Origin of the sequence: Barnesiella sp. B2-R-119 (assembly GCF_023656675.1) — a bacterium.
Classification (GTDB): domain Bacteria; phylum Bacteroidota; class Bacteroidia; order Bacteroidales; family Barnesiellaceae; genus Barnesiella; species Barnesiella intestinihominis.
The window spans coordinates 110,100-123,619 of sequence record NZ_JAMOKL010000002.1 but is presented as its reverse complement, the minus strand read 5'-3'; the positions used below and the strand labels follow the sequence as shown (position 1 = coordinate 123,619).

General features: G+C 43.8%; 8 protein-coding genes. 3 read left to right on the top strand and 5 right to left on the bottom strand.

All coding sequences use genetic code 11. The features are described from left to right. Positions 1-25: 25 nt before the first annotated feature. A complete protein-coding gene (gene mazG / locus NBH06_RS03700) occupies positions 26-814 on the bottom strand; it encodes a nucleoside triphosphate pyrophosphohydrolase (RefSeq protein WP_008861980.1) in 789 nt (262 codons plus the stop codon). Positions 815-818: 4 nt separating this feature from the next. Beyond that, positions 819-2,774: a protein-disulfide reductase DsbD family protein gene (locus NBH06_RS03695; RefSeq protein ID WP_250792823.1), complete on the bottom strand. Its 1,956-nt coding sequence runs from the start codon at positions 2,772-2,774 to the stop codon at positions 819-821. 272 nt (positions 2,775-3,046) lie between these two features. On the opposite strand from NBH06_RS03695, the gene NBH06_RS03690 reads away from it, so the two are divergent. Genes NBH06_RS03690 through glmM form a run of 3 tightly spaced genes read left to right on the top strand, consistent with a single transcriptional unit; the run spans position 3,047 to position 6,083 of the window. Further along, positions 3,047-4,084 (top strand): DHH family phosphoesterase, encoded by a 1,038-nt coding sequence (locus NBH06_RS03690; RefSeq protein WP_046409485.1) that lies wholly within the window; start codon positions 3,047-3,049, stop codon positions 4,082-4,084. Between the two features lie 16 nt (positions 4,085-4,100). After that, the gene (locus NBH06_RS03685) at positions 4,101-4,685 is read left to right on the top strand and encodes a DUF4827 family protein (RefSeq protein WP_008861983.1); all 585 of its coding nucleotides are present in this window, start codon (positions 4,101-4,103) and stop codon (positions 4,683-4,685) included. Positions 4,686-4,691: 6 nt separating this feature from the next. Then, positions 4,692-6,083 carry a phosphoglucosamine mutase gene (glmM, locus tag NBH06_RS03680; protein WP_118687200.1) on the top strand — a complete coding sequence of 464 codons (1,392 nt, stop codon included), beginning with the start codon at positions 4,692-4,694 and terminating at the stop codon, positions 6,081-6,083. Between the two features lie 72 nt (positions 6,084-6,155). Here the strand turns inward: glmM and NBH06_RS03675 are convergent, their stop codons facing one another. The 3 genes from NBH06_RS03675 to NBH06_RS03665 form a co-directional block, all read right to left on the bottom strand. Beyond that, positions 6,156-8,879, bottom strand: a complete 2,724-nt coding sequence (locus NBH06_RS03675) for an AAA domain-containing protein (RefSeq protein ID WP_250792820.1) — start codon at positions 8,877-8,879, stop codon at positions 6,156-6,158. Between the two features lie 26 nt (positions 8,880-8,905). After that, positions 8,906-9,688: a formate/nitrite transporter family protein gene (locus NBH06_RS03670; protein ID WP_250792819.1), complete on the bottom strand. Its 783-nt coding sequence runs from the start codon at positions 9,686-9,688 to the stop codon at positions 8,906-8,908. Between the two features lie 353 nt (positions 9,689-10,041). After that, positions 10,042-13,320, bottom strand: coding sequence for a choice-of-anchor J domain-containing protein (locus tag NBH06_RS03665; protein WP_250792818.1), 3,279 nt, complete (start codon positions 13,318-13,320; stop codon positions 10,042-10,044). Positions 13,321-13,520 lie beyond the last annotated feature (200 nt).

The following is a 13,520-nucleotide window of genomic DNA, read 5'->3' as shown; positions in this document are numbered from 1 at the left end:
GAGAGCCGTAGTAAGTTCAATTTGATTACAGTCCTTTTTGTTTGGCCTCGTCCCAAATGGCATCCATTTCGGCGAGAGACATATCTTTTAGATTTTTACCTTTTTGTAATGTTTCCTGTTCGAGGTAGTTAAACCGTCGTATAAACTTTTGGTTCGTATGTTCCAATGCATTTTCCGGGTTGATGTCATAAAGTCTTGCCGCATTGATGAGACTGAAAAATAGATCTCCGAATTCATTTTCCATATTATCCGGGTTCATGTTTTCTATTTCATTTTTCAGTTCGCCGAACTCTTCAAAAACTTTGTCCCAGACTTGGCTTTTTTCTTCCCAGTCGAAGCCTACATTGCGTGCTTTATCTTGTATTCGATAAGCCTTTATTAGAGCCGGTAAGGCCGATGGCACGCCTTCGAGTACGGTTTTATTACCGCCTTTTTCTTTCAGTTTGAGTTCCTCCCAATTTTGCTCAACCTCGTTCGATCCATCGACATGGGTTGTACCGAATACATGAGGGTGGCGATAGATTAGTTTTTCACAAAGAGCATTGCAAACATCGGCAATATCGAAAGAACCGTTTTCTTCTCCTATTTTAGCATAGAAAGCGATATGTAACAATACGTCTCCCAACTCTTTTTTAGTGGCTTCGTTGTCCTTTCTGATAAGAGCATCACAGAGTTCGTAGGTCTCTTCTATCGTGTTGGGACGTAAACTTTCATTCGTTTGCTTATGATCCCACGGACACTTTTCGCGTAGAATATCGAGTATATCGATAAACCGGCCGAATGCCTCTATTTTTTCTTCTCTCGTGTGTGACATGTGTTTATTTATTAAATGCTTTTAGTCCTTTTTGTAAGAAATCGATAAATTTAGCTACGCTTTCATTGTATCCGTATGGGGTGGCTAATGGCTCTCCGTCACTATTGATAATAACATAGTATGGTTGAGCATTGGCTCCGAATTTATGTCTTTGTAAGAAACTCCATTTTTCACCGACGGTCGTTAGTTTTACCGATTTCCCATTTTCGGTTACCGTAATGGGCTTCTTTAATTTTTCTTTGTCATCGACCATTAAGGTAATAAGTACGTATTTGTTTTCAAGAATCTGTTTTACAACCGGGTCGGTCCACACGGAAGCCTCCATTTTACGGCAGTTGACACAACCATACCCCGAAAAGTCGATGAGTATGGGCTTCTTTTCTTGTCGGGCGTACGCCAAACCCTCGTTATAGTCGTTGAAAGCTGCGTGAACTTCTTTATTATATAAGTTGAAATCCTGGGTATATAAGGGGGGCGCGAATGCACTGATCGCTTTTAACGGAGCTCCCCACAATCCGGGAATCATATATAATGAAAAAGATAGCGAAATGATGGCGAGGAATAGACGGGGGACGGAGACGTGTTTAATCGGGGAATCGTGCGAAAAGTTGAGCTTACCGAGCAGATAAAATCCCAACAATGCGAAGATAACGATCCAAAGCACCAAAAATGTTTCCCGGTCGAGTATGTGCCACCCATAGGCGAGATCGGCTACCGATAGGAATTTAAGTGATAATGCCAATTCCAAAAAGCCTAATATGACTTTGACGGTGTTTAACCAGCCTCCCGATTTAGGCAATTGTTTCATTAAAGAAGGGAACATGGCGAATAATGCGAACGGTATGGCTAAGGCGATGGCGAAGCCTCCCATTCCGACAGCAGGTGCGAGCGTCCCGCCCCAAGAAGCGGCTTCTACTAATAGAGTGCCGATTATGGGTCCGGTACAAGAGAAAGAAACCAAAACCAATGTAAACGCCATGAAAAAGATAGCGATGATACCGGTTGCGGTGTCGGCCTTCCTATCGAGTTTATTACTCCATGATGCAGGTAGGGTTATATCGAAAGCCCCGAAGAAGGAGACCGCGAAAAGAACCAGAAGTGCGAAAAACAGTATGTTGAACAAAGCGTTTGTTGCTAAATCGTTAAGGGCACTGGCTCCGAATAATAGGGTAATCAGTAAACCCACTCCTACATAGATAATGATGATGGACAAACCGTATAAGATGGCTTCGCCGATCGCCTTGTGCCGGCTTTGTTGTTTTTTCAGGAAAAAGCTCACTGTTAGGGGAATCATGGGCCAAACACAAGGTGTTAGTAATGCTAACAACCCTCCGATAAATCCCGATATGAAAATAAACCAAAGAGAACTTTCTTGCAATAATTTTTCGGTACTCATTGCCCGGAGTTCTTCAACTACTGGTTGCCAGCCTTTTTGACTGGTTAAATTGGAAGATGAGTTTGTATTAAGATTTACAGGAGTCATAACCGGGGCGGTTGTCGTTGGAGTTTTGCTTTCTCCAAAAGAAAATTCATGTTTGGTTGGAGGCAAACAAGTTACATCGTTACACGCTTGGTAAGTTATGTATCCGGTAATTTTAAAACTATCGGGATTTTCTATAAATATAGTTTGCTTGAAATCTATTGTAGAATTATACCACCCCAATTTCATATCGAATAAAGCGCTATATTCCTCATGAGGTCGTTTGGACGGGGTTATATCTCCCTTTAACGATACATTGGATATCTCGTCGAAAGAGAACGAAGTAGGAATAGGCCCTCCGGAGGGAATATCGGTAGCATATAAATGCCAACCATCTTCTATATATGCATGAAAAACAATCTCCTTCTCATTACCTTCTCCTTGCATGGAAACTTTCCATTTGACAGGCTCTATAATTTGAGAATAACTACTCATGCAAAAAAGCATGCCGACGATCAATAAACCTAAAAACTTTTTCATATTACCCAATTTTGTGTGGCAAAGATAGTGCAAACGAGGGCAGAAACAAATAAATTTGGTTATGCCGAGTGCCGCCTATTTTCGCATTTTTGCAAAGATAGTGCATATTAGTCAAATCGAAAACCGATTCGGCGATATGATTTGGGAAATAATAGATAAAATATGTAGATGAACAAAAATAGTGTTCGCTATGTGGATAATAATTTTTACCTTTGCCATGAATGTAAGTATAGTCTTTTCATCGTTAAGTAAAAATCAGACAATAAAGACAAATGATCAATAAAATAATTGCAGAAGAAAAAATACAGCAGGTTCGTAAGCTCTTGGAGAAAAAGGAAAAGATTGTGATTACATGTCATGTATCTCCTGATGGAGATGCTATCGGAGCTTCGTTGGGCTTGTATCATTTTCTTGATGGGTTAGGGAAAGAAGTAAATGTGGTTGTCCCGGATTTACTCCCTCGGAATCTTTTGTTTTTAAAAGGGACGAAAGAAATCGTAGTCTATACTCGTTATCCCGAGTTTGCCGAAAAATTGATGTCGGAGGCTGAGCTTATATTCTGTTTGGATTTTAATGCTATCAGCCGTATCGACCGGTTGCAAAAGTCTGTGTCTTTATCCGAAGCGAAGAAAGTCCTTATCGACCATCATTTGAATCCGGAGGATTTTTGCGATGTTACCATCTCTCACCCGGAGGTTGCATCAACCAGCGAATTGATTTTCAGGTTGATTTGTCGCATGGGTATGTTCGATCGCATGGGGTTGTATTCCGCAGAAGCCATCTACACGGGAATGATGACCGATACGGGGAATTTTACCTATAACTCCAACATTCCCGAAATGTATTACATCATAGCAGAGTTGGTAAAATTAGGTATCAATAAAGATAAAATTTATGCTTTGGTATATAATACCAATTCGGTAGATAAGATAAAATTGAACGGATATGCCGTCAGTGAGAAAATGGAAGTTTTCCCGGAATATAAGGCGGCTATGATATCGCTTACCCGAGAAGAATTGAAGCGATATGATTATCACAAGGGTGACAGCGAGGGGCTGGTAAACGTACCTTTGGGTATCGAAGGAATAAGGTTTTCTACTTTTTTCAGAGAGGATAAGGAGTATATAAAAGTCTCTATGCGTTCCAAAGGATTTTTCCCGGTTAATAAAGTTGCTGCGGAGCATTTCAACGGCGGAGGGCATTTAAATGCCGCCGGTGGAGAATTTCATGGTACGATGGAAGAGGCTCAGGCTCTGTTAAGGAGTATACTACCTTTGTATGATAAATATATGGTGAAGGATAAAGACTAAGAAGTATTTGATAAATATGGTAAAGATAGCACGAATTTTATTTGTTTTTTTTACGGTTATGATGGTATTATCGTCTTGCGATAATGGAAAATCCTATGCCGATTTGTTGAAAGAAGAAGATAAGGCGGTGAAAGCCTTTTTGGCCGATAAAATAGTAATTAACAGCATTCCGGCCGATTCGGTATTTGTTACTTTGCAAGATGTCGGTAACAACGATACGTTGGCAGTGCCCTATTATCGTTTGGACGATGACGGCAATGTATATATGCAGGTTCTTGATGCCGGGATACAAGACGATCGTTTTGAGAAGGGGAATGATGTAAACATTCGTTTTCTTAGGGTCGATTTGAAAGCATTGATGAATGGCGAGAATCCCGATCCGGTGGGTAATACGAATCCGGCCGATTACATAACGATTCGTTTCGGTGAAACGACATTGTCTTCGACAACTCAATATGGGACGGGTATTCAATACCCGATGTATTTTCTCGGCAATGAATGTAAAGTCAATTTGTTGATTCGTGCAAAGTTGGGATTTACGGCTGAAACTTCTACGGTTATACCGTATCTGTATACTATTAGCTATAACAAATCAAAATAAAACAAAATGTCTCTCATTAAATCTATTTCAGGAATTCGCGGTACAATCGGAGGAAAAGCCGGAGATGGGCTGAATCCTTTGGATATCGTTAAGTTTACGGCAGCGTATGCTACCTTTATTCGTAAAAACACACCGGTAAAAACGAACAAAATTGTTGTCGGACGTGATGCCCGCATCTCTGGCGAGATGGTGAAACATACGGTTATCGGGACTCTTATGGGAATGGGATTCGATGTCGTGAACATTGGATTGGCTACTACTCCGACGACCGAGCTTGCCGTGACTATGGAGAAGGCTTGCGGTGGAATTATATTGACAGCAAGTCACAATCCCAAACAATGGAATGCTTTGAAATTGCTGAATGAGAAAGGTGAATTTCTTAATGCCGCCGAGGGACAAGAAGTATTAAATATAGCTGCTGCCGAGGCATTCGATTTTGCAGACGTCGATCATTTGGGGCGTTTGTATGAAAACAACACATATACGCAAAAACATATCGAGAGTGTTTTGGCATTGGATTTGGTCGATGTCGATGCGATTCGCTCGGCCGGATTCAAAGTAGCCATAGATTGTGTAAATTCGGTAGGCGGTATTGTTATCCCTGAATTGTTAAAGGCTTTGGGAGTAAAAGACGTTATAGAACTGAACTGTACGCCTGACGGAAAATTCCCTCATAACCCCGAACCTCTTCCGGAAAATTTAACTCAAATAGCCGGTGTAATGAAGGAAGGAAAAGCCGACGTCGGATTCGTTGTGGATCCCGATGTAGACCGTTTGGCAATCGTATGCGAGAATGGCGAAATGTTTGTCGAAGAATATACCTTAGTCGCTGTGGCGGATTATGTGTTGAAACATACTCCCGGAAATACGGTTTCGAATCTAAGTTCTTCGAGAGCGTTGCGCGATGTCACACGTCTGTATGGACAACAATATAACGCCTCGGCCGTGGGAGAGGTCAATGTAGTGACTTTGATGAAACAGACCGGAGCGGTTATAGGCGGCGAGGGCAATGGCGGTGTGATTTATCCGGCCAGCCATTACGGTCGTGACGCTTTGGTGGGTATCGCTTTATTCTTGTCGCATTTGGCGAAAGAGAAAAAGACTGTCAGCCAGTTGAAAGCCACATATCCGGCTTACAGTATAGCCAAACAGAAAATACAACTTACTCCCGATATCGATGTCGATGCCTTGTTGGTTGCTGTTAAGGAAAAGTATGCTCAATACGATATTACGGATATCGATGGGGTAAAGATCGATTTTCCCGATCGTTGGGTGCATTTGCGTAAGTCCAATACGGAGCCTATCATTCGAGTGTATTCCGAAGCCCGTACTCCCGAATTGGCCGAAGAGACGGCTGCCGGAGTAATGGCTGTAATTGCAGAGATGACAAGGAAATAATCGATAGATAAATAAGTTTACAGAGAGACGAGGAGCTGTTATAAAGTTCCTCGTCTTTTTTACTCCGTAAAGTTAGAAATTCCTGTTCAAGAGGTTTGCAATATCGGTGGTGAGGTTTTCCTCGGTGATAGTCTGTACGGTAGATAGTCGAATGAGTCTCAGACCATATTTATCGAGAATACAATCTTTTACTTGGTCTCGTTTTTGCTGGGCATCGGTTCTGTGAAAGTGCCAACCATCGACTTCGATACATAACAAGGGGATCTTGGTCAACGAGTTGTATAACAGGAAGTCTATGTGGGTCATCGGATTGTTGGCGAACAACTTTTCTTTGTCGTTTAACAAGCTGTCGTTAGCAATGAGTCTCGATAAAGGGTAATGGCATAATATATCGGTATTTGTCAACCGTAGTTTGGTTATGCTCTTTTGCAAAATATGATATATTATATTTTCAGACAGTTCACTTGTGTTTTTACTTTTTGATAACTCGAACTTTAAACGTTCGGTCGTATATTGCTTGTAAAGCAAGTCGAATACGGAATGGAGTTTGCTTTCCTTTACTTCGAAATTGTTATAGCGGGCGTATGCTATGAGTTGACCCAAGTTACTGTCTTCTTTGATTTGATTTCCGTTAGTAACGACAAAAAGTCGGGATTGGGCGCGAGAAATAGCAACATTCAACAGATTCGGATCGTCAGAGAATTCACTGATCGTATTGTCTACCATACTCATGATGATATTGTCGCATTCCCGACCTTGATATTTATGTACGGTGCTTGCGATTTTTGTCCCGAGTTGTCGGTTGATGGCTTCGGCTTGGTTGCGATATGGGGTAATAATACCGACCGAACCATTATTAGTCAAGTTGGGTAATACTTCGGATTGGATAACATCTATTTCTCGCTGGTTATAATGTCCTCGGGCATGTTGCCCTTTTACTGTTTGAATGACGGTCACTACATTTTCTTCGCCTTTATCCTGCGTCATGGGAACTAACTCCCCATTATAAAATAGGTGATTGCAAAATTCAATAATTTTGGGGTGACAACGGTAGTGTTCCCGAAGCAATGTTTGGGGAGCATCGGTAAACACTTCGCAACAGGATTGTAGGAAACTGTGTGTGGTGGAACGATATTTCTCGTCTATCCGATAGGCGCTTTCGATGGCTTTCAAGGCCGTTTTTGTTCGTTCATCAATCACATTGGGTAGTTGTTTGTCATCACCTACAATTACTGCATTCATGGCGCAGGAGAGAGCCAATGCTCCGGTAGTTATATCGACTTGTGAGGCTTCGTCCATGATCACATAATCGAATACCCAGTTTTTGTCGATGCAATTTTTGGCAGTGTATGTAGTACTCAATACAACGGGGTATTCTTTCAGAAATTCTTCGGTTCGGGGTTTTATGTCTTTTACCGAAAATAACCGACGGTTACGACCTTGCCTCCCGATAAAGATTTGGTGTTTGAGCATTTGTAGCGACAAGTCCCGCAATGCACTTACATTTTCTGTTATATCGATTGATTTTAAAAAACTCTCGCAGTTGGCGATTTCCGATTCAATCTCATTCTTTCGTGCCGTGTAATAGGCCGCTTCGATTTCACGGGTTATTACATCGGGGGATTGGTGTAAGAAAGTCCACATTTTGAATCCGAACCGGAACAGCCATTCGATGTAAAATACAGTACCAAGCTTTTTACTTTGTTCAATCTGTGTTTCGTATCGGCGTTTCAGGGTCAATAATTGTCGAGAAGGTTTGAGGTGTAACCAGTCGAAGTCAGAAACGATTGGTCGTTTCTGTAATTCGTTGTAACGAGATTCTATTTTTAACGCTTCCGCTTCTATTTTCAGTTTGGATAGAATGGTTTGTTTTTCAAATCCTTTTGATACAATTTGGAGTTTCTCATTTATCTCTTCGGCTGTTCTTCGCCATTCGGGGAGTTCCCAATCCGATATGTCCGGTACTGCTGGCTGGTTTTCCACGAACGCTTCTTTGTTCTCTTTTTTACCGAGTTGGGCCACGAGAAAGCCTAATCCGATCTTTTTGTCGGATAGTTTTTCTGCTACATTTTCTACGGCCGAGTTGTTGTTGGAGACTATGAGTACTGATTTCCCTTGTACTAATAAATTGGCAACAATATTCAGTATGGTTTGAGTCTTTCCAGTACCGGGAGGCCCTTGAATAATGCTTACCTGATGGGTTAAAGCGTTCTCGACTCCTCGTTTTTGACTGGCATTGCAACCGAACGGATAGAGTATTTGTCTAGGGGCGTTATATGTAGCCAACTTTGTTTTATCTCCGATAAACTGAGCCAAAGGGACATTATCGCGCATTCTATCCACAATGTCGTATTGCATTTTTAGGATATTACCGATGCCTTCCATTTCGAGTCCGGTTTCCGCAGCCAGTTGGTTGAGGTATTTCCAGGTGTCGCCTCCGCATTCGTCGAGTGTCGTGCGGGAGACGTATACGTCTTTCTCGTCGTAATCCAGTTCTGCTCCGTTACTAAATACCGCATGGTAATAATAGTGGGTGTCACCGAAACGATACAGTTCCCGAATATCTTCTATACGCTTGTTTTTCAAGTAGAATCCACGGGTCTCGATGTCGATTCGTTCGACTTTCGTAAAGAATTTAATTCGTTCGTATCGGTAAGTATAGCTAATTGGGGTGGTTTCGAAAGTGATGTGCCACATTCCATCAGCGATTTCGAGATGAGCCACTTGTTTGGTAATAAACATCTTCGGCGTTCCCAGCCTCGATGTGTCGATTACCATATACTTTTTGGGATTCATGGCTCTCCGGGCAGAAATTATTCAATTTATCGCTTGGTGTACAGATAACTGTAAATACAGCCGACAAACAGGGCTCCGCCTACGATGTTGCCGAATGTGGCAGGAATGAGATTTGCCAAGATGAAATCGCTCCAACTTATCGCAGCTCCTTGCAGCATGCCTAATGGGATAAAGAACATATTAGCTATGCTGTGTTCGTAACCTATGGCGACGAAACACATGACCGGAAACCAGAGCCCCATCATTTTTCCAGCGGTGGAGTGTGCACTGAATCCAAGCCAGACAGCGAGGCACACTAACCAATTCGCTCCGATTCCTTTGAGGAAGACAACCCACCCAGACATGTTTACTTTGGCTTGTGCGATTTGGACGATGGCGCTTTTCCACGGGTCGGCATCAACGATGCCCGTACACCATACCATTATATAAACAAAGAAAATCGCTCCTATGAAATTGCCTATATAGACAATCGTCCAGTTTTTCAATATGGGCATGATTCCGTATTTCTTCTTCATAAATCCGGGAATCAGCACGGCATTGTTACCGGTGAAAAGTTCTGCCCCGGCCAAAACGACCAAGATAAGTCCCAAAGGGAACATGCAGCCCGACAACAATTTTTGTAATCCCGGATTTCCTGCTGTCCATTCGGGGAATCCGTATCCGATGAGTAGGGAGAGAAGTCCTCCCATAGCGATGTAAATACCTGCCAGCATTGCGGCGACGAGCGTTCTAGGAAAGGATAACGAGATTTTATTCAGTGCTGCCCGTTCGGCTTGGGCTACTATTTCGGCGGGTGTAGAAAATGACATGATAAATTTGTAATTACAAGGATAGGAGACGGTTCTGCATAGTCAAACCACAAACAAGATTTACCTTTTGTTATCTTTGTTATAGCAACCACAAATATTACTTTGATTGCCACATTTTTTGTTGCTGGAAATTCGTCATCAAAGGTAGACAATTAAAATAATATACGCACTACTTTATTTGTTTTTATTATAAAATATTGTTTGGGAGGTTGGCGAGGGGGATTATCGAGGAAAATACTTTGATGAGTAAAAACGGCTGTCGATTTTCTATCGGCAGCCGTTTGGGTGATTGGGTGTACCGACAAATAAGTAAATCTATTTATCGGCCAGTTAAGCATGAATTTGTTTTATGGCTACTTGACGAGTACTTTGGTAACTCCTTTTTCTGTATGGACAAGGTCGCAGCCTGTGTGCTGCATGGGAATGACTTCGTAATCCGTATGCAAAGAGGCATTCGTTATCGTTTTACCATCGAGCGAGTAAACGGTGACCTGTACTCCTTTCAATCCGGTCAATATGATGTTTCGTCCTTCGCTGTATATCGAGCTGTTGTCTGCTGTGTTATCTGCTATACCGGTACTGCCGGAAGTCAAGGTAATGTTGTCTATGGCTATGCGTGCACCGGCTTTTTCTGTTTTTCCACGGAAGCCTAACTGTATGCGTTTATTACCGGCCAGTTGGTCGAGCGGGAGGCTTACTTTGGTCCATTCGTTAGAACCGTCCGATCGAAGAGCCTCGCTTGCTGCTTCGTAGATTGTGCCGTTTACGGTGGTTTCTACTGTCAGTTCTGCGTTTTCCGTGTGCAGGTAGAATTCAAGTGTGAGTTTGTCTTGCCCGGCAATGTTGATAATAGGGGATTCAAGGCGGCTGTCATCTGCTTCCGCTTTTTTATTTACCAACATGGCGTAGCCGTTATCTTCATCTTGTGCGTCCAGAGAACCGCCGTTCTGATACATACCCCACGCATCATCTCCGCCTACGGTAGCTACCGACCATGTTTCGGTGGAAACGTTTCCTTGGGTAAACGATTCAGCGAAGGGGAATGCGAGAGGCGTACCCAACATAATGCCGAATGGGGTGTAAGCACCCTTACCTCCGGCAGACACGGCGCAGATGTATCCTTGTGTGTAAGTTTGTTTGGTAAGCCCGGCAGTTGTCATGAGATAAGAGGTTTCTTTTATGCCGGTAGCCATATCTATTATACTGCCGAAAAGGTATGTTCCATAGTTGTAAGTCAGTTCTTCGGGATTGATGAACCCTCCGTTGGCTCCTGTTTCCGCCGGGGCATCCCACGTCAATAGGGCGGCTTGGTCGTTTTCATCGTCCCAACTGGCAATGAGGTTTTGTACGTGTTGCGGGATATCCGTGCCGATGAAAACAGACTTTTCGGCATCGCGCCCGCGTCCTTGTTCATCGTACACGATGACGTTATAATGGTTCATACCTTGCACGCCATCGACCGTGAAGGAGTATTCTTTCCCTTTTTCCACTTCATTTTCAGTTAGGATAACGTTCCCTTCCTTGAGAATCTCGATTTTGGAGAGGGTGGTGAGTTCATCGCCATTGATGGCTTTGGTCGGGGCTTTGAATGTCAGAACAGCTTTCAAGACGCCGGTCGGATCGGGAATGGCGGTGAAGTCGGTTACCGAATCGGGAGCGGTGGTCGGTATGAACGGCTCGATAACGATGTCGTCTATGTAAAGCAGATACATACCTTGGCTGGTGTGGTGGAAGCCGAAGTAGTAAGTGCCTGCTTCCTGTACTTCAATGACCGATGACTTTTCGAGGTAAGTGTCACCGCTGACTGTGTAGTCGCCAAGCGCATTAAGCATACCTTCAACCGTGTTTTCGGAACCGAATGCGGTGCTGAAACTTTCTGTGTAGAATTCGCCGTATCCTTTTGTTTTGAATGACAGTTTATACAGATAATCCGTTCCCAATTCGATGGGAGGTGTGATGATCCAGTCGTCGGCGTTCTTGTCTAACTGGTCGCTTCCGGCGGCATTGTTTATCCAAGCCCAAGTCTTGCCGTCTTCGTTGGCATCGATAATGGTGAAGATGTCGAGTGCGCTGGCGTGGTCGAACGTTTCTTTGAATTCACCCTTGAACGCCGAGCCGAAGCGGATGCGGTTCGATTCGGTGGCGACTCCCACTTTTTCAGCTACCGCTGTTACCGTGTAGTAGTAATTGCCCAGCACGTCTGGCAGGTCTTCCGTGAAAACGGTCGCCGTATATTCAGCGTTTATCGTATCATTGCCGGGGTAGCGCACGAGGATATATTTCAGTAGTTCGGCGTCGAAGTGTCCGCCGTTGGCTCCATTGACAGGAGCTTCCCAGCTTACGGTGGCATGGTTGTCTTCTAGTGTGAATTGCAGATTACCTACGGCTGCGGGGCTATCTACGCCGGCGTAGATTTCGATTTTGCTTTTTACACCGTCACCTTCGGCGTTCGATACGAAGGCTTCCACTTTGTGCGTACCTTCCGTAAAGGTGTAAGGCGTGGAGAATTCGGCTCCGGCAACGACTGTTGCGTTTTCGAGTGTGAGCTTTTGGTGGTCGACGTAGATGGATACCTCCAACGAACCTTCCAGTTTGTCTCCTTCGAATGTTTTGTTTGGAGCGGTGAAGGTAATGTTGGCATCTAATCTTTCCGGCGAAGTATAGTTTACGCTCAGCTTATCGACGGCTGCGGGTGCTTGAGGGGCTGCTGCCGGTGGTACAGTGTAAAGTCCGAGCAGGACGACGGTTTCGTCATAATCGCTCACGAGTGAAGCCTTGCCGTTGTCGAGGTTGACTTCATAGAGGGCGGATTGCAATTTGTTGTTGATGGCAGCCCAATACATTTTACCTGTGTTCAGGTCGATAGTTGCGCTTTGACTGTTTGAGGGCATGATCCCAGTGGCGCCGATGGAGGCTGCCGTGCCCGTGGCGGTGTTGATAGTGTAAAGGTTGCCATCGTCGGCTATGCCGTAAAGCGTCCCTTCTTTGTCAAAAGATAGAGTGAAGTACATGCGGTCGCCAGTGCTTGCCACTTGTGTTGGTTGCCCGGTGAGTAGGTCGACCGTGCAGAGCCTCGTCGTACCTGCTTCGGACATGAATTGCCCGTAGATGGTTTTGGTCTTGCTATCGTAAGCGAGGCTGATAGGATAGTTGTCGTACGAGGCTTTGAGTGTCTGCTGTATGTCTCGCGTCCAGCCGTCCGTGTCGAAGAGGTAGTAATTGACGCCATACACGGTAGAGCCGTAGGTCGTGACTCGGTATCCGCAGAATTTCCCGTCGGCATAGACGGCTGCCGACAGATTGAAATCGGTTGCTGTTTTGACTGGCGTGAAAGTGGTTCCTTCCTCTGCGGGGAAGGAATAAATGCCGAATTCCCCATTTTCGGAAGTACTCCACTTGGAAGAGTAGGTCATACAGCCGAACAGTTCTACACTTTCTGCGAAAGCAGCGGTTTTCAGGGAATGACGGATAGCAGCAGTTTGCTTGCGGATTGTTTTCTGCGGGTTGTTTTCTATGGCGGACAGTTTCTCTAACTGTGCCACTTTGTTGTTTGATTGGGCTTTCAAGTCTCCCAAACCGTTTACAGTGCATACAAGCAGCACTGCCAAAAACAAATTTAAAACTCTTTTCATGCGATAACTAAAATTTGATGAATATACGATGGTTTTTAATACCTATTTATTATTAAAGACAAAAATAGTTGATGAAAAGAAAGCAGAAAAATATAAATCTTCTCAATTTGTCAATTTTGATAATTTGCGAAAAGATTGAGGGTATGCCGGGAAATATCGGCTGAGGCATACGACTCTGGTTGGATAAAGAGGATTAGCTG

Bases quoted from the DNA above. Each gene is read 5' to 3' on its own strand.
- NBH06_RS03670 (WP_250792819.1), bottom strand. From the start codon at position 9,688: ATGTCATTTTCTACACCCGCCGAAATAGTAGCCCAAGCCGAACGGGCA.
- NBH06_RS03675 (WP_250792820.1), bottom strand. From the start codon at position 8,879: ATGAATCCCAAAAAGTATATGGTAATCGACACATCGAGGCTGGGAACG.
- NBH06_RS03690 (WP_046409485.1), top strand. From the start codon at position 3,047: ATGATCAATAAAATAATTGCAGAAGAAAAAATACAGCAGGTTCGTAAG.
- NBH06_RS03665 (WP_250792818.1), bottom strand. From the start codon at position 13,320: ATGAAAAGAGTTTTAAATTTGTTTTTGGCAGTGCTGCTTGTATGCACT.
- glmM (WP_118687200.1), top strand. From the start codon at position 4,692: ATGTCTCTCATTAAATCTATTTCAGGAATTCGCGGTACAATCGGAGGA.
- NBH06_RS03685 (WP_008861983.1), top strand. From the start codon at position 4,101: ATGGTAAAGATAGCACGAATTTTATTTGTTTTTTTTACGGTTATGATG.
- mazG (WP_008861980.1), bottom strand. From the start codon at position 814: ATGTCACACACGAGAGAAGAAAAAATAGAGGCATTCGGCCGGTTTATC.
- NBH06_RS03695 (WP_250792823.1), bottom strand. From the start codon at position 2,774: ATGAAAAAGTTTTTAGGTTTATTGATCGTCGGCATGCTTTTTTGCATG.